We start from the raw sequence: 18,559 nt of genomic DNA on the forward strand, positions 1-18,559 counted from the left end.
TGCGCAAACTGCTCACCATCCTCAACGCCATCATCCGGGACGAAAAACCATGGCAAAACGCTTGACTGCCAAGACAGTCGCTCTCCCCAGCGGGGAGAGGTCCGCCGAGCAAAGCGGAGGCGGGGTGAGGGGGCAAGAGGCACAACTGCGACGAAGCCCCCGGCCCAGCTAAACCCTTACTGCCAGACGATAATCCGCGCTTTGTTCGGCACGCGCTCGTAAAGATCGATAATATCCTGGTTCATCAGGCGCACGCAGCCCGACGAAACCGCCTTGCCGATGGAACTCCATTCCGGATTGCCATGCAGGCGGTAGAGCGTATCCTCGCCATTGCGGAAGATATAGAGTGCGCGCGCGCCGAGCGGGTTCAACAGCCCCGGCGGCATGCCGCCATTGGCGGCGGAATATTTCACCAGTTCCGGCTGGCGGGCGACCATTTCATTCGGTGGCGTCCATTTCGGCCATTGCTGGCGCCACTGGATAACCCCCTCGCCCTGCCAGGCAAAGCCCTCGCGGCCAATGCCGACACCGTAGCGCATGGCGGTCTGGCCGCCCGGTTCGACGAGATAGAGGAAGCGCGACGCCGTATCGACGATGACCGTGCCGGCCGGTTCGCCGGTGGAATTTTCCACGCGCTGGCGGTAGAAGCGCGACGGGATCTTCCAATAGGGAACGGCGGGGATGACATAGCCGCCATCCATCATCTCGCCATACATGGCATCCAGTTCCGGCGAACGGCCGGCGACCGGCTCGATCGCCGGGGCAAAGGACGGGCCGCCTTCGCGATAGGTGACGCTGAGATTGCCGGGACCGGGCCTTGAAGAGGCACAGCTGGCAAGCGTGGAGGCAGCGCCAAGCGCCAGAAAACTGAGGAGACGGCGACGGTTGAAAAGATCGTTGGTTATCATGGGGCCGGGGTGACTTCTTCGCTGGAAAAGGCGGGAGGGAGCGCCTGGAAACGGATCAGCGCCACATTTGTTCCGGGATTGTGGCTGGAAGAAGTATATGCAATCTTAATGACAGAACCAGTGGCCCTGCCGCACCTTAACGTGACCCTTGTGTGATGATTTCATCACATTCTTGGCGATCAGATCAGATCACCACGATCTGCGAGGAGGCCGGAACGCGCTCGTAGAGATCGATGACATCCTGGTTCAGCATGCGCACGCAGCCAGACGAGGTTGCCTTGCCGACCGATTGCCAATCCGGCGTACCGTGCACGCGGTAGAGCGTATCCTTGCCATCCTTGAAGATATAGAGCGCGCGCGCACCGAGCGGATTGTTGAGGCCGGGATCGGCACCACCGGCGGCCGCGGCAAACTTGCGCAGGTTCGGCTGACGCTCCACCATTTCCTGCGGCGGCGTCCAGCGCGGCCACTTGGCCTTCCACTGAATGGTGCCACGACCGGACCAGGCAAGCCCTTCCTTGCCCAGACCAACGCCATAGCGAATGGCCTTGCCGCCCGGCTGCACGAGATAGAGGAAATGCTGGCTGGTATCGACGACGATGGTGCCGGGCGCCTCATTCGTCTGGTAATCCACTTCCTGGCGCAGGAAGCGGGCATCGATGCGCGAATAGGGAATGGCCGGCAGCGTATGCCCGTCGTCGCGGATGCTGGCGTAATAGACGCGGTGCACCGGATTGGAGATCGGCAGGCCATAGGTCTGGTGGAACTGCGTCTGGTAGAGCTGGCGCTTCTGCGGAATGGCCTGCTCTTTCTGGGTCGGCTGGGCCTGCGGCTGCGGCGGCGAGGACGGATTGTAAAAGACCGGCGCGGTTTCCTGCACGAAGACATCGGCATTCATGCGGCTGGTATCGGTGACCAGAATGCAGCCGGACAGCGCTGTTGTGCCGGCAAGCATGGCTGCGAGCGCAAAGGAACGCGAAAGATGTCGGGCAGTGAATGGCATGGGCTCGCTTCCGGCAGATGACGTGGCGGCAACCATGCCAGTCGCGGCTGGCGCGAGGCTTTCGTAGGCGCCCTCTATCTCTGACCTTTACGCCCCGTGATGGCGGAAGAAACGGATACTCTCCGAGACTGCGCCGGGCACCACGCCATTATGCGTGCCGGGCATGAGCCTGGCCTCGATCTCGACGCCGACGGAGCGCGCCCGATCGATCAGCAGCTGGTGATTGGCATCATAGGGGCGCTCCTCCGTGCCGCGCAGCAAGAGCGTCGGGCATTTGAGGCTTGTGCCGAAGCAGACCGAGGAGCGCATGATGAATTCCCGCGGATCGGATGCATCAAAGCGGATTTCCTTCTCATAGCGGCCAAAATAGCGCCAGGCATTCACACCGGCCGAAATCGGCACTGCCGCTTTGAAGGGGCGCGTCATGGCAGACAGCAGCGCCAGCGTGCCGCCATTGCTGTGGCCGGCAAGGAATAGCCGGTTCTTATCGATGCCTGGCAGGTTTTCCAGATAATGCGCCGCCGCCAGTGCATCGGATGTCTCGTCATAAAAGCCGGAATAATGACCCTCTTGGCCGTTTTCGCCGCGAAACGACGGCAGCATCACGACAAAACCGGCCTCGGCATAGGGCATGGCCAGATCCCAATGCCCGTCACCGGTGGCATTGCCACCATGTAGGAAGAGAACTGCCGGCTTCAGCGTGGTGGATGGCTCATAGTGCGAGACCCAGGCAATCAGGTTGAGGGAGCCATCCGGCCCGCCGGGATAAACGACTTTTCGCGCGCCCTTCGGCTCGCCGAGCGGCGGTGACTGTTCCGGCGACGGCCCGAGCCGGATGAGCTTGGTCGCAAAATTCTTGCGCGCCACGCCATAATCTTGCGTCTCAAGCGGCGGCACGTCGGGACTGGCAAAGCGGGGCGGGCTTTCCTGCGCATGTGCAACCGCCGGCAGGACAAGGGCGGATGCAGAGGCGGCGGCAAGACTGGAGAGAAGGCTGCGGCGGGAAATCGGCATAAGCACACCACGCAATATAATGAAAGATCTGATCTTAGCACCGGTCGGCGGGTCCGCAAGCCTCTGGTGCATCACGCTTTCTCGACAGGCGTGGGCAAAGTCCCCCTCTGGCTGCCGCCATCTCCCCCACAAGGGGGGAGACAGACCAATCGACCCTCACGCCACAACGGACAATGTCGCAAGGTCATCTTGTGGTAAGCGATGGCCAGGACATTCGTGATACGGGCTCTCCCCCCTTGTGGGGGAGATGGCGGCAGCCAGAGGGGGTTCGCGGATCAACCCAGACCCATTCATCTCCTCAGCCCTTCGCATCCACCATGGCAATCAGCGTCGCCAAATGGTCGGCATCGCGGGGCAGTTTGTCGGCGCGCAGGCGGGAAATGCGCGGGAAACGCATGGCAACACCGGATTTGTGGCGGCTGGAGCGGTTGATGCCTTCAAACGCCACTTCCAGCACGAAACCGAAGCCGGGTTCGGCCCGCACCGAGCGCACCGGGCCAAAACGTTCGACCGTATTGTCGCGCACGAATTTGTCCAGCACGTCAAGCTCGGCATCGGTGAAGCCGAAATAGGCCTTGCCGACCGGCACCAGCAGTTCCTTGCCCGCCTCGTCCAGCGTCCAGACGCCGAAGGTGAAATCGGAATAATAGCTGGAACGCTTGCCGTGGCCGCGCTGCGCATACATCATCACCGCATCGACATTGAAGGGTTCGCGCTTCCACTTGAACCAAGGGCCTTTGAGCCGCCCGGCCTGATAGACGCTGTCCTTCTTTTTGATCATCACGCCCTCGATGACCGGATCTGGCGGGACAAGGCGCAGGCGGTCGAGTTCGCTCCAATCGGTAAAGGGCACGAGTTCGGAAAGATCGAAACGATCATGCGGCGCATGATCGATAAGGTCGCGCAGCCGGTCGCGCCGGGTCAGAAACCCTTCGCCGCGAACATCTTCGTCGCGCGCAAACAGCAGATCATAGGCGCGCAGGAAGGCCGGATAATCCTCCAGCATTTTCGCATTGACCGTCTTGCGGTTCAGCCGCTGTTGCAGATCGGAAAAACTGCGCGTGGCACTGTTGGAACGCGCGGTGCCGCCGACCAGCAATTCGCCATCCACGACGCCCTCGAAAGTGATCGCGGCGATGATATCGGGAAAGGCATGCGAGATATCATCGCCGGAGCGCGAATAGAGCTTCTTCGTGCCGCCAAAGCTCGACATCTGCACCCGGATGCCATCCCACTTCCATTCGGCGGCATAATCTTGCGGCGAGAGCTTGTCGAGATCGCCCTCCTCCACCGGATTGGCAAGCATGACAGAATGGAAGATGGCGGGCGTGGCCAGCACCGGCTTTTCCGCCTTGCCTTCCAGCCAGGCAAACAGCGGCTCGTAAGGTGGCGCCAACCCGTGCCAGAGCGTTTCGATCTCGGTGACATCCCGGCGATTTTCGCCGCTGCCGCTCATATCGGCAAGCGCCTGCTTGGCAAGCCGTGCCGAGACGCCGATGCGAAGCCCGCCGGTTGCAAGCTTCAGAAAGGCAAAGCGGCTGGAATGATCCAGCTGATCGAGCAGATCACGCACGCAGGCGCGCATCTCGGTGCGCCCCAGCCTGTTCATGCGGTGGATGACATCGCTCAGGCGCGGCTGATTGTGGGCGGAGACGCGCTCGCGTGCGCCGCCATCCCAGACAAGCGAAATGGTTTCGGCCAGATCGCCGACATAATCATAGGAATACTGGAAAAGCACGGGATCGAGCCTTTCCAGCACCAGTTCCTTCAACAGCGCCGGCTTGACGCCCTTCAGATCCAGCGTGCCGGCGAGCGCTGCCAGCCCATAGCCGCGATCAGGATCGGGGCTTGAGCGGAAGTAATCGACAAGCAGGGTCAGCTTGCCAGTGCGCGAGGGGGTGAGCACGAGGCGATCGAGCAGGGTTGCGAAGGTTTTCATGCGCGCCTCGCGACATTGGTCTTGGCGGCGGCGGCAGGCGAGATACCCCCCTCTGTCCTGCCGGACATCTCCCCCTCAAGGGGGGAGCTTTTGAACTTGAAATAAGACCCTCTCTGCCCTGCCGGGCATCTCCCCCACAAGGGGGGAGATAGGACGTGGCAAGCGTCCTGCTCCTGCATCAGACGGTGCGGCCAGGTTAAGCCCTCCCCCTTGTGGGGAGGGTTTGGGAGGGGACTTTCTTCATATGATGTTACCATCATCATCAATCCCCCTCGTCCTCATAGCCCACCAGATGCAGGGGCTTGGCCGCAATGCCGGCCAGTTCGCACCAGCGCACCAGCGCCTCCTCGCGGCCATGCGTCACCCAGACTTCCTGCGGCGCGATTTCGGTGATGGTTTGCAAAAGCTCCGGCCAGTCGCAATGGTCGGAAATGACGAGCGGCAGCTCGACACCACCCTGCTTTGCGCGCTGGCGCACCATCATCCAGCCCGAGGCAAAGGAGATCAGCGGCTCGTTGAAACGGCGCGCCCAGCGATCCTGGAACGCCGATGGCGGGCCGACAACAATGGCGCCATGAAAGGCGGATGGATTGCTCTTTTCCAGCGTTGCCGGACGTAGTTCCCCCAGGTCGATCCCCTGGCTGACATAATAGTCGCAGAGTTTGGCGAGCGCCCCATGGATATAGATCGGCTCGTCATAGCCGCAATCGCGGATCAGCCGGATGACACGCTGCGCCTTGCCCAGCGCATAGGCGCCGACCAGATGCGTGCGCTCGGGAAATTGCAAAAGCGAGGCAAGCAGTTTGTGCATCTCGGTCTTTGGATCGGGATGATGAAAGACAGGCAGGCCAAACGTGGCCTCGGTAATGAACACATCGCAGGCAACCGGCGAAAACGGCGCGCAGGTGGGATCAATGCCACGCTTGTAGTCGCCAGACACGACGATGCGCAGGCCCTGGCTTTCGATGGCGATCTGCGCCGAACCCAGCACATGGCCGGCCGGGTGGAAGGAGACGGACACGCCGCCGACATCGATCACGTCGCCAAACGCCGCCGCCTGACTTGCCCCAGCAAAATCGGCACCGTAGCGGATCGCCATGATATCCAGCGTCTGGCGTGTGGCGAGCACATGGCCATGGCCTGCACGCGCATGGTCGGAATGGCCATGCGTGATCAGGGCCCGCTCCACCGGGCGCACCGGATCGACATAAAATTGGCCAATCGGGCAAAAGAGCCCGGCGGGTGTGGGATGCAGCAGCGCCTCGGGTTTCATGGTGCTGAAGATAGGCGGAAATTCAGGCTTTGAAAGACCTGCATGCGAACGCGACGCTTCGTCTCAATCCTCACACCGATCGATAGTAGGGCTCTGGATGACAGGTGCATGCGCCTTATCCAGCCGCTCCTCGGCCTTGCGGTCAAAGGCTGCTGTCATAAGCTTGTCCCAGTCGTCCGGCGGGTTGCCGCCTTCCAGCATGTGCCTGAACACCGCATAGGCGTCGTTCCTCGAACCATAGGTTCTCAGCGTCGTTTCATCGTTGACCCAGGCGAAGATGATGATCCTGGCGCGACTGCTATAGCGGAAGAACAGACGGAAGCGCCCGGCACCGAACTTTGCCCGAAACCAATGCCGCCGATCAGCGCCCAGCGTCTTGCCCTGGATATAGGCGGGAGAGGTAGGGTCCTGCGGAACCTTGTCAAACATCAGGGACCGCAGGGCGGCCAGCAGTTTGGCATTGGCGCTGGACTGAAAATTCTCCGGATCTTTGCGCTTCAGAGCCTCAACCGATGCGGTCAGCTTATCCAGCTGGTCGAGAAGCAGCGGGTGCGCCCTGACTGTCCAGCCGTGGATCACGGTCATGGCTCAGAGGGCCACATCGCCAAGGATCGGATCATCCGGATCGACGTGCATCCCCTTGGTCAGATCGGCCATGCGATCGATCAAAGCCTGCGGAAATGCCTGCACATGCTGCGGGTGCTTTTGCATATCCTCGGCCAAGAACGCCAGGAAGCCGCCAATCACCGGGTCCTCTTCAGCGTCCTCTACTTCCCGTTGCAGCGAGACATGGCGGTTTTCATCGACGTAAAAGGCAACGCGTCCGCCATAGCCCAGACCCAGCGCATCGCGCACGGATTTGGGAATGGTGACCTGGCCTTTTTCGGTGATCGTGCTGACCTTCTTCAAGACCGCGGGCATAGGCGCATTCCTCCTCCAGTCTTTTCGGGTTGGACGAAAAGGTAAGGAAAATCGCTTACTTTGTCAAGGAGAGGTGCGGTTCCAGCAAAGTGCAACCTGCCCCGCCCTGCCCCTCAGCTCTTGCGGTTCCCCGCTGTGGGCAGGCGCACCGGCTTCAGCATCAAGGCAGCGATGAGACCGGCCGTGGCAAAGCCGGCAGCCGTCAGGAACATCGGTTCGAAGGCCCTGGCATAGCCATCCGCAATGGCGGCCCGCGACGCCTGCGGCAGGGCTGCCATCTGCTGCGGCGTCAGAGCGCCGACATCGGCGACGCCTGGAACGTGAACGCCATGCATGGCACCTGCAATCACCGCGCCATAGACGGAAATGGCGATGGCCGCACCGCCCATGCGTGTCAACGTCACCGCACCGGTGGCCGAGCCGATATCGGCGCGCGGCGCTGAATTCTGCACGCCGATCACCGGCCCCTGCTGGCCAAGCCCGACGGCGAAGCCCTGCATCAGCATTGCCAGGCCGACGACAACCAGCGAAGTGCCGGCATGCAGCTGGGAAAATACCAGAAGCGTCAGTACATTCAGCACGAGGCCCGTCACAACGAAGGGCTTGTAGCGCCCGGTCATCGAAATCAGCCGGCCGGATGACAGCGAACCGACAACCATGCCGCCGGTGACGGCGATGAAGAACAGGCCCGCCACGGATGGGGAGAGCCCCGTGGTCATTTGCAGGAAGAGCGCGAAGTAATTGACCATGCCAATCGCCACGCCGCCCGTCATCAGCGAGACGATAAGAAACAACGAAAAGGTCGAATCCTTAAACAGGCGCAAAGGGATGATCGGTTCTGGCGCGCGACGCTCGACGATCACCCAGCAGATGGCGGCAGCGGTGCCGATAGCCAGAACCAGAAAGCTCTGCCAGGACAGGAGCGAGCCGAACAGCGATATGCCATCCGTCAGCAGGACCACGGTGGTGCTGGCAAGCGCCAAAAGCACGGCGCCGAGATAATCGATCTTCGGCTGGCGGTCGGGCCGGCGATTGGGCAGGAGGAAAATCAGGCCGGCCAGCACCAGCGCGCCGATCGGCAGGTTGATGAGGAAGATCGAGCGCCAGCCGAACAGGTCGCTCATCGTGCCGCCCAACGTCGGGCCAATACTGCCAGACGCCATGATGACGAGGCTGGAATAGCTCTGGTAGCGGGCGCGTTCACGCGGTTCGAACAGATCGGCATTGACGGCAAAAATCGACACCATGATGCCACCGCCACCCAGCCCCTGGAAGACGCGCGCGGCAATCAGCGTGTCCATCGACCAGGCAAAGCCGCAGAGCACCGAGCCGAGAATGAAGATGCTGACGGCCGAGATCATCACATATTTGCGGCCGAACAGATCGCCCAGCTTGCCATAGATGGGCATGACAGCGCTGGTGGCCAGAAGATAGGCGGAGCCGACCCAGCCGAAGCGCTCAAAGGCGCCGAACTCGCCGACAATGGTCGGCAGCGCCGTCGAGACGATCTGGTTGTCGAGCGTTGCCATGAACATGGCCGTCATCAGGAACAGGAAAAGCACCAGCCGCAGACGGTGATTGGCCACAAGAGGTGGCGGCAGAGCGGCCGTCGGCGGAGACTGGGGAGCCATATCCATGGGAGTACCTCGCTATTGCGAGAAATCATGTGCTTTTGGCATATAAATGTCAATCACAAGCTCCTGCAATTAGCAATAACTTGAATGACAGCATGCATATGCTATAGGAAAACATCATGAGCATGGACATGGAAGACGACGAGCGCCCAGATAGCCACCCCGGTGATGAGGATCTGTTCCGCATCGGCCAGGCGCTGACGCGCATGCGACTGATGATGGGCCGCCGGGTGATCGGGCGTATTGCCATTGCCCGCGTGGCGCCGGGGCTTGACCTTTCGCAGCTGGATCTTCTGGAAGTGGTTCGCCGCATTGAGCATGCGGGCGGCGAGGCAACCGTGGGCGCCATTGCCGATGCCATGCGGCTAGACCCCTCGCGCGGCAGCCGGCTGGTGGCCGACATGGTCAGCCGCGGCATGCTGCGCCGCGATGCCTCACAGGAGGATGGTCGCCGCTCGCTGATCCAGATCACCGGTCACGGCCAGCATTTGCTGAGCGAAATCCGCGTCGTGAAGCAGGCCGCCATCGAGAACGTGACGCATGACTGGAGCACGGCTGACCGGCACGCTTTTGCCACCCTGTTTGAGCGGTTCATCAACCGTTTCGAGGAAATTCACCTGCCGGCGGACCGGCAGGAAGACGAGACGCCGGCCGGCTGACGGTCACGAGCACCAGGCCGGTCTTTCAGGCGGAAACAGGCTCGCGCGCCACTTCCAGCGTATCGCGGCCATGCGCCTTTGCCTCATACATGGCCTTGTCGGCACGAGCGAGAAGCTCTTCCGGCGTATTGCCATCGCGCGGAAAGAAGGCAACGCCCATGCTGCAGGTCGCCTGAAGGCTGCCGCCATCAATCTCCACGGGCTGCGAGATCATGGTGCGGATTTCGCGCAGGCGGCGCAGCACGCTTGCCTCATCCTGCACGGAATTGGAAAACACGATGGCGAATTCATCGCCGCCAAGCCGCACCACAAGATCGCTCGCCCGGATAGACTGGCTGATGCGCTGCGAGATCACCTTGAGCAATTCGTCGCCTGCCGCATGGCCATGGGCATCATTGATCTGCTTGAAATTATCAAGATCGATATAGGCGACAGTCACCTTGCGGCTCTCGCGCCGCGCCGTATGCAGTGCCCGGCTGAACTGCGGCCAGAACAGCGCCCGGTTTGGCAGGCCCGTCAGCGGATCATGATGGGCCATATACTGGATGCGCTGCTCGTTCATCGCACGCTCGATGGCAATGCCGGCCAGATCGGTCGCCATGCTGGTCACTTCCAGCTCGCGCTCCGTCGGTTCGCGCACCTCGCTCGAATAGAGCGCAAAGGTACCGATCACCTGCCGGCTGGTGCCCAGAATGGGCGTGGACCAGCAGGAGCGCAGGCCAAACACGGCAGCGATATCGCGGAAATTCGCCCAGAGCGGGTCCGTTTCGATATCGCGCACCACGACGCTGGTGCGGCGCCAGGCAGCCGTGCCGCATGAGCCGACGCGCGGCCCCACTTCCAGTCCATCGATCAGCTGGGTATAGGTGACAGGCAGCGTCGGCGATGCACCATGGCGCAGACAATTGCCCTCCTCTTCCATCAACAGCACCGAGGCATAGACACCTTCCAGCTGCTGCTGCACGACATGGCACAGGGTTTCGAGAATGGCCTGCAGCGGGCGCCCGCGCGCCACCATTTCCAGAACGCTCGCATGGCCGCGCTGAAGATCCTGCTGGCGCTTGCGCTCGCTGATATCGCGCGACATCACGATAATACCGACCACGGCACCCTGATCATCACGTAGCGGCGTGCGGGTGGTGAGAAGACAGATCTGGCGACCATCCGGTGGCGTCAGCAATTCTTCCTGCTCGCGGGTGACGCCGAGCGACATCACTTCCTGCTCGATCTGAAAGCGTTCCTCGGCAAATGGCAGATCGTAGAGGTCAAATTCCGTCTTGCCGAACAGGTCCTCGATACGCTGGCAACCGAGCGACGCAAGCGCCGACGCATTGACAAACACGAAGCGGCCGCGCCTGTCCTTCAGCATCAGAGATTCGGGAAACTGGTCGATCATCGTCTTGGCGTCGAGCGAATGGATCGCCTGCGCCGTATCGCTATCCACAATGTCGGCAGCCGTGGCGATGCGCACCAGCCGACGACGCAGCTGCGCCAGGGGATCAAGAGATCCGGAAGCATTCACCCTGCCAGCTCTGGCTTCCCTCATCCACGTATCTCCTTGCGCACGCACTGGCCGGACGAGAAAAAAAACGCCCATCTGCCGTGCTCCCCCAATCATTGGGATCTCGAACTTAAGCTATCGCTGTCGCCGCTCAAGGCAGAATGGGGTAGAAAGCCTTCTCTTTGCTTAATTTTCACGTGCATTTCCTTACCAAATTGCACTTCTTATGACGCGCTTTATGCGTGAATGTGCCGGACTGGCACATGGCGTTTGGCACGATTCGTGCTCTATTGGTTGCATGAGTGACACTTTTCTTCTTTCCAGACGCCGGACCCTGCTGCTGGCTGCAAGCCTGTGCAGCCTGCCACTGATTCGTGCGCAAGCCGCACCGCGCGGCACGCTCTCCAGCGGTGATCTGCGCAACCCTGTCGATGCCGCACAGTATAGCGTGACGCCGGGCACAAACGAGATGACCGGCACGAGGCTTGCCGCCTTTCTGAAGAAGGCTGCCGGTGATAACAGGCCGGTCTTCCTGCCGCCCGGCACCTATCCGATCTCGCGTCTCGATCTTCCCGACAATGTCCGCATCACCGGCGTGCCAGGCGCCTCGCGCCTTCTCTATTCCGGGGACGGCACGATGCTGCGCGCCGATGGGCTGCGGCGGGTGGAACTGACCAATCTGGTCATCGATGGCGCCAATCGCACTCTATCCGGTGAGACATCCGGCCTCATCCAGGCGCGCAGTGTCGGCGAACTCATCATCAGCAATTGCGATATTCTCGGTGCATCCAAGACGGCGCTGCATGTGGAACGCTCAAGCGCAGGCATCGAGGGCAACCGCATTTCGGGCGCAGCAGAATACGGGCTCTATGCCGTGGAGGGGCGCGCCACGACGATTGCCGACAATGAGGTGAGTGCCTGCGGCAATGGCGGCATCCTGATCCATCGCTGGACGAAGGGCCATGACGGCACGGTGGTGCGCGACAACCGCATTGCCAGCACCGGCGCGACGCGCGGCGGCACCGGACCATTCGGCAATGCCATCAACCTTTATCGCGCCGACAATGTGCGGGTGGCCGGCAACCAGATTTCCGGCAGCGCCTTTTCCGCCATCCGCGCCAATGCCGCTTCTAATGTGCAGATCAGCGACAATCACTGCCTCTCCTCCGGCGAAACGGCGATCTATTCGGAATTCGGCTTTGAAGGCGCCATGGTGAGCGGCAATCTGGTGGATGGCGGCGCCAACGGCATTTCCGTCGTCAATTTCGATAGCGGCGGGCGGCTGGCAACGATTGCCAACAATATGGTGCGCAATATCTCCGACCAGGGCCCTTACGTGCACGACAATGTCGGTTTCGGCTATGGCATTGCAGCCGAGGCCGATGCCGTTATTTCCGGCAATGTGGTGGAGGGTGTGGCCCGCTTCGGCATGCTGATCGGCTGGGGGCCCTATCTGCGCAATCTGCTGGTGTCGGGCAATATGATCCGCGAGGCGCAGACCGGCATGGCGGTCTCCGTGGTCGAAGGCGCCGGCCAGGCGCTGATTGCCAATAACCTGTTTGACCGCACGCCAAACGGCGCCATCATCGGCTATCGCTGGCATGATGCGACGAGTGGCGACCTGGTGGACGGCTCAACCCGCTACAAGCACCTGACGCTGAGCGGAAACCGGCGTGCCTGACAGTTCATGACACTGATTGGCGGGGGCGGGCCTCGTCCCATCAGAAAAATTCATGGAAAGCCATCGTGAAACCGTCTTCTCGCCGCCTTCAACGGTCACTAGGTTTTGCCGCATCCGCAAACAGGAACGACCTTCATGCTGACGATCTATGGTGCCTATCGCTCGCGTGCGACCCGCACGCTCTGGCTTGCCGACGAACTGGGCCTTGCCTATGCCCATGTCCCGGTATTGCAGGCAAAGCGCCTGGAAGATCCGCTTGCCGCGGATGCGCCGATCAACACGCTCTCGCCAGCCTTTCTCGCCATCAACCCGATGGGCAGCATTCCCTCGATCGATGACGGCGGCGTCATCCTGCATGAATCGCTGGCCATCAACCTCTACCTTGCCAAGAAACAGGGCGGGCCGATGGCGCCGCAGGATCTCGCTGAAGAGGCTGCCATGATGCAATGGTCGCTGTTTGCCGCCACCGAAATCGAAGCAACGGCCTTGAAGATTTCCTTCGCCTCGCTTGCCGAACAGACCGACGAGACGAAGGCCGTGATCGAGGTTGCCGCCCGCAGCCTGAAGCGGCCCTTCGACGTGCTGGAACAGCATCTGACGGGCAAGACCTGGATGATCGGCGAGCGTTTTACCGTGGCCGATATCAACCTGGCCGAAATCGTGCGCTACGCGCAAGCGCATGCGCCGCTGTTTGCCGCGCGCCCGGCGCTAAAAGCCTGGCTGGAGCGCGCCCAGGCCCGCCCGGCCTTCAAGGCAATGTGGGACAAGCGCCTGGCCGAACCGGCCACCGGCCCGGTGTGAGCCGAGGCGGGGTTTAAACGCCCCTTGTTGATAGGCCGCTCCATAAGTGCTATGAATGTAGCACTTATGGAGAAAACCCCATGGCCAATACCGTCAAGATCCGCCGCCAGGGCGGCGCCACCGTGTTCAGTATTCCGCCGGCGCTGATGAAGATGATGGGTGCCGATGTCGGCACGGAACTGACGCTTTCGGTGGATAACGGGTCCTTGGTGGCCACCCCCAGCCTGCCTCGCAAACGCTACACATTGGCAGAGCTTCTCGAAGGCGCCGACGAGATGGCCGCCCTCAACAAGCAGGCGGGCGCCTGGGAGACAGTGTCCCCGCTTGGCAATGAGTTGCCCTGATGGTGCGCAGCACTGTGCCAAAACGCGGCGATGTCTATGTCGTCGATCTCAACCCGGTGATCGGCCGCAAAATGCGCGATGAACACCGGTGCGTGGTGATCACGCCCGCCGAGATCAACGCCATCGGCATGTGTCTCGTCGTGCCGGTCACCAGCGGCGGCCAGTTCATCCGCACCGTCGGGCTTGCGGTCAATATTTCCGGGCACAAGACGACCGGCATTGCCGTATGCAACCAGGTGCGCGGCATGGATATTGCCGAGCGCGTGCGCCAGAAGAGCGCCCGCCATGTGGAAACGCTGGACGAGGCCACGGTGGACGAGATCGCAGCCCGCGTTACCAGCATGATCGACCCGGCGTAATACTGGGCTGGTACTGGCCAAACATACCCCGGCCCCTCAGAGGCCGGCCCTCACCTCCCGCGCCGGGCGGTTGGATGGCCGTGGCGGTATGCTTGCCCGTCTTTTCGCCTCCAGATGACGGATAAGTGCCGTCGCTTGCGCCGGCGGGCGGGTCTCGATCCGCCGATAGACCCGGCAATCGGTGGAGCGGGAGACCATGCCCCAGTCGATAAGTTCGCGGCGGATCAACACGTGATCGCCAAAGCCGTTCAAGCGCTTGAGGATGGCATTCACCTCGGGCTCGGTGAGATCACGTCTGGCCGGAAGCGCGGCCCAGAACCACCAGAGCACCAACCTCTGCTGCGCGGTCTTGCCCGGCCAGCGGGTCAGAACGCCATCGACATCAAAGCAGCGGGCCACCTGCTCGATCCTTTTGTGATCGACCGGTTCCGGCTCAGCGGGTTGCTGCGTGGCGGCAAGCCTCGCCTCGGCAGCTTGCGCGGCCTTCAGGTGCTGGAAATTGCGAAAGCCCGCGCCGCGCGCCAGCATGTTCAACAGTTCCACATGGCTGGGAGAGGCTGAGCCCAGCAGCGTCTGGCGCGCATCCAGTTCGCGTCGAAGGGTTTTTGCCAGCGCCGAGACATCCGGCACCAGGATGGAAAGCATGGTTTTCGACATCGGTTCATCCTCGATATCGTGCCGATTTTCATCGTCGGTGGTCACCGTCTTCCGACCCGGCACGAGGGACAAGCCTGTCGTTGCGGAGGGATTGATCCTGCAGGTTTAGCTCCTGACTCGAAGGTCAGGCGGTGACGCCTGGGTGAACTGCAGACCGTGTGAAAGCGTTACCGCTCGGCAAGTCCGACGTCAAGCGCTGCCCATTCGGCCATTGCCTCGTCCAGTTCCTGGCGCAGCCATGCCTCGAACACCCGTACCTTGTGCGGCCGCCGTGCCCCTGCCCGTGTGACCAGATAATGGCCCATGCCCGTTGGCGCCTCAATGCCGAAGGGCACGACGAGGCAGTTTTGCTTGACCGCAGACAGCGCCAGCAGCCGCCAGGCGAGCATGACGCCTTGGCCGGCAATCGCCGCCTCCATGGCCAGAGAGGCTTCGCTGAACACGTGGCGCGGTTTGACTTCATGGCCCTGCAAGCCGGCTTTTTCGAGCCAGACATCCCAGGGGAACATCGCATGCCCGTCCATCAGCACCGGCAGTTTCAAAATGTCAGCGGGCTGCCTCAGCCCTGCGACAAGTGAGGGCGCACAGACGGGAAACACTGTCTGCGCCAACAGAAGATCAGCCTCCACTCCCGGCCAGTCACCGCGCCCGACGCGAATGCCGAGATCCACATCATCGCGCGAAAAATCGACAAGCCGCGCACTGGCATCGAGCCGCAGCCGAAGATCCGGATGGCGGGCGGTAAACCGGTCTATGCGCGGCAGGATGAAGCGCCCGGCAAACACCGGCGCAACCGAGACCGTCAGCAGCGTATCATCCGGGGTCCGGCCGATGGCAACGGCTTCCGACAGCGCCTGAAAGCCCTGGCTCAACCGGGCGATCAGCGGCGCGCTGCCCTCCACCGGCACCAGGCCTTTCGGCGTGCGGGCAAAGATTGGCCGACCCAGTTGCGCCTCGGCCTTGATCACCTGCTGGCTAACCGCACCAAGCGTGACGCCGAGTTCGTCTGCTGCCGCCTGTAGCGAGCCGAGACGCGCGACGCTTTCCAGCGCCCGAAGGCCGTTCAAATGCACACGATTGAGGTTTTGCATATAGATAACCTATATGCCCATCCTGAATTCATCAATGGAACATGGTCGCCTAAAGGCAGATAAACACCTTGCAAATACAATCTGTTTGCGAGGTATCCACGATGGCATTGCTACAAGTTCTCACGGAATTCATGGCCTGGGCGCAGCGTCTGGACAGCGACAATCCCGCAGACCTGCAACAACAGCAGGAGATTGCGCGGATGGACCAGCGCCAACTGGCCGATCTGCCGCTTGCGCCATCCGGTCACGCGAGCTTTCAGGCGGAACCGCCGGCTGCGGCGATGACAACGCCGCAGCTTCTGCTTTGCGCCTGAAGGAAAGCTTTACGCCGCCGCCTCGTCGGCCAGCGCCTTTTGCACCGACGCACGCGCGCTCATACGCTCAAAATGCGCCTTCACCTTGGGAAATTCGTTGATATCGACGCCATCGCCCGCAAGCCAGGTTTCCATGACGAAGAGATAGATATCGGCGATGGTGAACTCACCGCCCATCACCCAGCTCCCGTCCTGAAGGTCGGCTTCGATGAGCTGGAAGCAATCGCGCATGGTGGCCGGCACCTTGCGCTTCATATCCTCGATCGAGCCTGGCTCATCGGCCCAGCGGCTGGCACGCCGTCCATGCGCGTGGTTGACATGCACGGTGGAGGCGATGAAGCTGTTGAAGGCCTGCACCCTGGCAAGGCCAAAGGGATCGGCAGGCACAAGCTTCTTCTCCGGCGCCATTTGCGCGATGAAGGTGAGAATGGCCGGGCTTTCGCTCAGCGTGCCTTGGTCCGTGACCAGCGCCGGCACGCGGCCCTTGGGGTTCACCTTCAAAAAGTCCGGCGAGCGCTGCTCGTTTTCAGCAAATTTCAGCCGCTTGAGCTCAAAGGACAGACCGGCCTCGATCAGCGCGATATGGCTGGCCAGCGAACAGGCGCCGGGTGAAAAGAAAAGCGTGTACATGGGAAAATCCTCTATTGTGTGGCCATTGATAGCCGATGCCAGCGCCAAGGCAAGCCGCGGACAGGCGGCAAATGGGGGTATTCGGGGCGGACTGATCCAGCTGCGACGTGATGGCGTAAGGGAACTGGAAACCAAAACCGGAGCAAAAAGATGCCAGAGATCTCCCTGCACCGCGCCATGCAAGCCCTGGCCGCCCTTTGCCTGCCGCTTGCCATGGCCTTTCCCGTAAATTCTGCTGCGGCAGAGCAGAGTTTTACCGCGTCCGACATCCAGAAGCTGATCGTCGGCAAGCGCATCTATCTGGCAGCCCCGCTCGGCGGCGAATTTCCGCTCAACTATCGCCGTTCGGGCGTGGTCGACGGATCCGGCGAGGCCGTTGGTCTCGGGCGGCTGGCAAAGCCCAATGACACCGGCAAGTGGTGGATCAAGAACGACCGGCTCTGCCAGCAATTCACCACCTGGTACAAGGGGGCGCCCATGTGCTTCGAGCTGATCCGGACCGGCGAGACGACGCTGAAATGGATCCGCGACAATGGCCAGACGGGCACGGCACGCATTGGCGAGAGCATTTGATTGGATTGTTCCTCAAGACATACCCCCCTCTGTCCTGCCGGACATCTCCCCCTCAAGGGGGGAGATCGCATGGGGCGCGGCCTTGCCCCCATCACCGATCATCGCTGGCAGCAAGGCAGGAGCTTCGCGTCGGCTTTTCCGCGAGTCGATCTCCCCCTCAAGGGGGGAGATGTCCGGCAGGACAGAGGGGGGTATTCGCCCGCAAAAATCCATAAGCTGCTTACGCTTATCCTTACTACCCGAACAGCGCATCCGTCACCCGGATATCGCCGACATGCACACCGTTCCAGTTGCGCATATCGCGATTGGCCATGCCCATCAGCGTCTCGCGGATCTCGCTGCCCGGCTCGAACTGGCGGGCGATCAGCGCATAGATCATGGCTTCGGCGGCCCGTGTCGTGCCGTCCTCGCATTTGACGGCGATCGCCACGCCCTGTTCGGGAAGGGCAGCGACAAACACGCCCTCGGCGCCGGTTTTCGCAAAGATCCTGCCCGGCGCCAGCTGCATCAGCCGCGTGCAGGCGCGCTTGGTGCCGGCCACATAAAAGGGTTCCGCCATGCAGGCCGCGATCAGGCGGCTGGACGCTTTGGCGCGGGTGGCAGACAGGCCCTCGCCCGTCAGCATTTTGGCAAAGCCATGCGCCAGGCCCTTCAGCGGCACCGCATAGGTGGGAATGGAACAGCCATCCGTGCCGCATGTATCTTGGCTGAGTATAGCGCCGGTCAGATCCGCCATCACGGCGCGGATTTCCGCCTGCAGCGGATGATCGTAAGTGACATAGCCTTTCGGATTAAAACCGGATTGAACGCAGGTGCAGATGAAGCCGGAATGCTTGCCCGAACAATTGTTGTGCAGCGCAGTGGGTGCCTCAAGCGTGCGTGCCTGATGGATCAGGGTCTGCTGGTCCGACGACCAGTGCGCGCCGCATTCCAGCACGGACAGATCATGCCCGACCTTTTCCAGCATGCCGGCAGCCGTGGCCACATGCGCATCCTCGCCGGAATGCGAGGAACAGGCGAGCGCCAGTTCCTTATCCGTCAGCGAAAAGGCATCCGCCGCACCGCTTTCGATCAGCGGCAGCGCCTGCATGGCCTTGCAGGCCGAACGGGGAAACACGCCCGCATCGATATCGCCAGCTGAAAACAGAAGCTTGCCGGCGCCATCCACCACCACGGCCAGCCCGCGATGCCGGCTTTCGACGCGATGGCCACGGGTCACTTCAACGGTCACGGGATTTTGCATGGGCCTGCCCTGAA

The 18,559-nt window shown here is 61.7% G+C and carries 20 protein-coding genes; 7 read left to right on the forward strand and 13 right to left on the reverse strand.

Annotated elements, in window-relative coordinates; all coding sequences use genetic code 11:
* Nucleotides 1-176: 176 nt before the first annotated feature.
* From E8M77_RS18965 to E8M77_RS19000, 8 genes are all read right to left on the reverse strand, one after another.
* A complete protein-coding gene (locus tag E8M77_RS18965) occupies nt 177-908 on the reverse strand; it encodes a L,D-transpeptidase (RefSeq protein ID WP_137132197.1) in 732 nt (243 codons plus the stop codon).
* Between the two features lie 184 nt (nt 909-1,092).
* Nucleotides 1,093-1,863: a L,D-transpeptidase gene (locus tag E8M77_RS18970; RefSeq protein ID WP_246659343.1), complete on the reverse strand. Its 771-nt coding sequence runs from the start codon at nt 1,861-1,863 to the stop codon at nt 1,093-1,095.
* 135 nt (nt 1,864-1,998) lie between these two features.
* Nucleotides 1,999-2,925, reverse strand: coding sequence for an alpha/beta fold hydrolase (locus E8M77_RS18975; protein WP_137132199.1), 927 nt, complete (start codon nt 2,923-2,925; stop codon nt 1,999-2,001).
* Between the two features lie 298 nt (nt 2,926-3,223).
* Nucleotides 3,224-4,864, reverse strand: a complete 1,641-nt coding sequence (locus E8M77_RS18980) for a cisplatin damage response ATP-dependent DNA ligase (RefSeq protein WP_137132200.1) — start codon at nt 4,862-4,864, stop codon at nt 3,224-3,226.
* 262 nt (nt 4,865-5,126) lie between these two features.
* Nucleotides 5,127-6,137 (reverse strand): ligase-associated DNA damage response exonuclease, encoded by a 1,011-nt coding sequence (locus E8M77_RS18985; protein WP_137132201.1) that lies wholly within the window; start codon nt 6,135-6,137, stop codon nt 5,127-5,129.
* Nucleotides 6,138-6,200: 63 nt separating this feature from the next.
* Nucleotides 6,201-6,722: a type II toxin-antitoxin system YhaV family toxin gene (locus E8M77_RS18990; RefSeq protein ID WP_137132202.1), complete on the reverse strand. Its 522-nt coding sequence runs from the start codon at nt 6,720-6,722 to the stop codon at nt 6,201-6,203.
* Between the two features lie 3 nt (nt 6,723-6,725).
* On the reverse strand, nt 6,726-7,058 hold the full coding sequence (locus E8M77_RS18995; protein ID WP_137132203.1) for a type II toxin-antitoxin system PrlF family antitoxin: 333 nt from the start codon (nt 7,056-7,058) through the stop codon (nt 6,726-6,728).
* 113 nt (nt 7,059-7,171) lie between these two features.
* On the reverse strand, nt 7,172-8,695 hold the full coding sequence (locus E8M77_RS19000) for an MDR family MFS transporter (protein WP_137132204.1): 1,524 nt from the start codon (nt 8,693-8,695) through the stop codon (nt 7,172-7,174).
* Between the two features lie 122 nt (nt 8,696-8,817).
* Between E8M77_RS19000 and E8M77_RS19005 the strand changes: the two genes are divergently transcribed.
* Nucleotides 8,818-9,351: a MarR family transcriptional regulator gene (locus E8M77_RS19005; protein ID WP_137132570.1), complete on the forward strand. Its 534-nt coding sequence runs from the start codon at nt 8,818-8,820 to the stop codon at nt 9,349-9,351.
* Nucleotides 9,352-9,376: 25 nt separating this feature from the next.
* On the opposite strand, the gene E8M77_RS19010 is transcribed toward E8M77_RS19005, so the two are convergent.
* The gene (locus E8M77_RS19010; protein ID WP_170975937.1) at nt 9,377-10,897 is read right to left on the reverse strand and encodes a diguanylate cyclase; all 1,521 of its coding nucleotides are present in this window, start codon (nt 10,895-10,897) and stop codon (nt 9,377-9,379) included.
* Between the two features lie 253 nt (nt 10,898-11,150).
* Between E8M77_RS19010 and E8M77_RS19015 the strand changes: the two genes are divergently transcribed.
* From E8M77_RS19015 to E8M77_RS19030, 4 genes are all read left to right on the forward strand, one after another.
* The gene (locus tag E8M77_RS19015; protein ID WP_137132206.1) at nt 11,151-12,533 is read left to right on the forward strand and encodes a TIGR03808 family TAT-translocated repetitive protein; all 1,383 of its coding nucleotides are present in this window, start codon (nt 11,151-11,153) and stop codon (nt 12,531-12,533) included.
* Between the two features lie 135 nt (nt 12,534-12,668).
* Nucleotides 12,669-13,334: a glutathione S-transferase family protein gene (locus tag E8M77_RS19020; protein WP_137132207.1), complete on the forward strand. Its 666-nt coding sequence runs from the start codon at nt 12,669-12,671 to the stop codon at nt 13,332-13,334.
* Between the two features lie 80 nt (nt 13,335-13,414).
* On the forward strand, nt 13,415-13,678 hold the full coding sequence (locus E8M77_RS19025; protein WP_137132208.1) for a PbsX family transcriptional regulator: 264 nt from the start codon (nt 13,415-13,417) through the stop codon (nt 13,676-13,678).
* The gene (locus E8M77_RS19030) at nt 13,678-14,037 is read left to right on the forward strand and encodes a type II toxin-antitoxin system PemK/MazF family toxin (RefSeq protein ID WP_137132209.1); all 360 of its coding nucleotides are present in this window, start codon (nt 13,678-13,680) and stop codon (nt 14,035-14,037) included. The genes E8M77_RS19025 and E8M77_RS19030 overlap by 1 nt, the downstream gene beginning before the upstream one ends.
* A gap of 36 nt (nt 14,038-14,073) precedes the next feature.
* Here E8M77_RS19030 and E8M77_RS19035 read toward each other — a convergent pair whose 3' ends face one another.
* Together E8M77_RS19035 and E8M77_RS19040 are read right to left on the reverse strand one after the other, a co-directional pair.
* Complete coding sequence (locus tag E8M77_RS19035) at nt 14,074-14,694, reverse strand: DUF2087 domain-containing protein (RefSeq protein ID WP_137132210.1); 621 nt, start codon at nt 14,692-14,694, stop codon at nt 14,074-14,076.
* A gap of 167 nt (nt 14,695-14,861) precedes the next feature.
* Nucleotides 14,862-15,785, reverse strand: coding sequence for a LysR substrate-binding domain-containing protein (locus tag E8M77_RS19040; protein WP_137132211.1), 924 nt, complete (start codon nt 15,783-15,785; stop codon nt 14,862-14,864).
* A gap of 101 nt (nt 15,786-15,886) precedes the next feature.
* Here E8M77_RS19040 and E8M77_RS19045 point away from each other — a divergent pair, with 101 nt between their 5' ends.
* Nucleotides 15,887-16,099: a hypothetical protein gene (locus E8M77_RS19045; protein ID WP_137132212.1), complete on the forward strand. Its 213-nt coding sequence runs from the start codon at nt 15,887-15,889 to the stop codon at nt 16,097-16,099.
* Nucleotides 16,100-16,108: 9 nt separating this feature from the next.
* On the opposite strand, the gene E8M77_RS19050 is transcribed toward E8M77_RS19045, so the two are convergent.
* Nucleotides 16,109-16,729, reverse strand: a complete 621-nt coding sequence (locus tag E8M77_RS19050; protein ID WP_137132213.1) for a glutathione S-transferase family protein — start codon at nt 16,727-16,729, stop codon at nt 16,109-16,111.
* A 213-nt stretch (nt 16,730-16,942) separates the two neighbouring features.
* Here E8M77_RS19050 and E8M77_RS19055 point away from each other — a divergent pair, with 213 nt between their 5' ends.
* On the forward strand, nt 16,943-17,302 hold the full coding sequence (locus E8M77_RS19055) for a hypothetical protein (protein WP_246659344.1): 360 nt from the start codon (nt 16,943-16,945) through the stop codon (nt 17,300-17,302).
* A 235-nt stretch (nt 17,303-17,537) separates the two neighbouring features.
* On the opposite strand, the gene E8M77_RS19065 is transcribed toward E8M77_RS19055, so the two are convergent.
* Entirely contained in the window at nt 17,538-18,545 is a 1,008-nt protein-coding gene (locus E8M77_RS19065) for an asparaginase (RefSeq protein WP_137132214.1), read from the reverse strand.
* Nucleotides 18,546-18,559 lie beyond the last annotated feature (14 nt).

The sequence above is a fragment of the Rhizobium sp. FY34 genome (assembly GCF_005222845.1).
In the GTDB taxonomy this organism is placed as follows: domain Bacteria; phylum Pseudomonadota; class Alphaproteobacteria; order Rhizobiales; family Rhizobiaceae; genus Neorhizobium.

What these genes read in the sequence shown, in the direction of transcription:
- E8M77_RS18965 (WP_137132197.1), bottom strand. Translation starts at nt 908, where the DNA reads ATGATAACCAACGATCTTTTCAACCGTCGCCGTCTCCTCAGTTTTCTG.
- E8M77_RS18970 (WP_246659343.1), bottom strand. Translation starts at nt 1,863, where the DNA reads ATGCTTGCCGGCACAACAGCGCTGTCCGGCTGCATTCTGGTCACCGAT.
- E8M77_RS18975 (WP_137132199.1), bottom strand. Translation starts at nt 2,925, where the DNA reads ATGCCGATTTCCCGCCGCAGCCTTCTCTCCAGTCTTGCCGCCGCCTCT.
- E8M77_RS18980 (WP_137132200.1), bottom strand. Translation starts at nt 4,864, where the DNA reads ATGAAAACCTTCGCAACCCTGCTCGATCGCCTCGTGCTCACCCCCTCG.
- E8M77_RS18985 (WP_137132201.1), bottom strand. Translation starts at nt 6,137, where the DNA reads ATGAAACCCGAGGCGCTGCTGCATCCCACACCCGCCGGGCTCTTTTGC.
- E8M77_RS18990 (WP_137132202.1), bottom strand. Translation starts at nt 6,722, where the DNA reads ATGACCGTGATCCACGGCTGGACAGTCAGGGCGCACCCGCTGCTTCTC.
- E8M77_RS18995 (WP_137132203.1), bottom strand. Translation starts at nt 7,058, where the DNA reads ATGCCCGCGGTCTTGAAGAAGGTCAGCACGATCACCGAAAAAGGCCAG.
- E8M77_RS19000 (WP_137132204.1), bottom strand. Translation starts at nt 8,695, where the DNA reads ATGGATATGGCTCCCCAGTCTCCGCCGACGGCCGCTCTGCCGCCACCT.
- E8M77_RS19005 (WP_137132570.1), top strand. Translation starts at nt 8,818, where the DNA reads ATGGACATGGAAGACGACGAGCGCCCAGATAGCCACCCCGGTGATGAG.
- E8M77_RS19010 (WP_170975937.1), bottom strand. Translation starts at nt 10,897, where the DNA reads ATGAGGGAAGCCAGAGCTGGCAGGGTGAATGCTTCCGGATCTCTTGAT.
- E8M77_RS19015 (WP_137132206.1), top strand. Translation starts at nt 11,151, where the DNA reads ATGAGTGACACTTTTCTTCTTTCCAGACGCCGGACCCTGCTGCTGGCT.
- E8M77_RS19020 (WP_137132207.1), top strand. Translation starts at nt 12,669, where the DNA reads ATGCTGACGATCTATGGTGCCTATCGCTCGCGTGCGACCCGCACGCTC.
- E8M77_RS19025 (WP_137132208.1), top strand. Translation starts at nt 13,415, where the DNA reads ATGGCCAATACCGTCAAGATCCGCCGCCAGGGCGGCGCCACCGTGTTC.
- E8M77_RS19030 (WP_137132209.1), top strand. Translation starts at nt 13,678, where the DNA reads ATGGTGCGCAGCACTGTGCCAAAACGCGGCGATGTCTATGTCGTCGAT.
- E8M77_RS19035 (WP_137132210.1), bottom strand. Translation starts at nt 14,694, where the DNA reads ATGTCGAAAACCATGCTTTCCATCCTGGTGCCGGATGTCTCGGCGCTG.
- E8M77_RS19040 (WP_137132211.1), bottom strand. Translation starts at nt 15,785, where the DNA reads ATGCAAAACCTCAATCGTGTGCATTTGAACGGCCTTCGGGCGCTGGAA.
- E8M77_RS19045 (WP_137132212.1), top strand. Translation starts at nt 15,887, where the DNA reads ATGGCATTGCTACAAGTTCTCACGGAATTCATGGCCTGGGCGCAGCGT.
- E8M77_RS19050 (WP_137132213.1), bottom strand. Translation starts at nt 16,729, where the DNA reads ATGTACACGCTTTTCTTTTCACCCGGCGCCTGTTCGCTGGCCAGCCAT.
- E8M77_RS19055 (WP_246659344.1), top strand. Translation starts at nt 16,943, where the DNA reads ATGGCCTTTCCCGTAAATTCTGCTGCGGCAGAGCAGAGTTTTACCGCG.
- E8M77_RS19065 (WP_137132214.1), bottom strand. Translation starts at nt 18,545, where the DNA reads ATGCAAAATCCCGTGACCGTTGAAGTGACCCGTGGCCATCGCGTCGAA.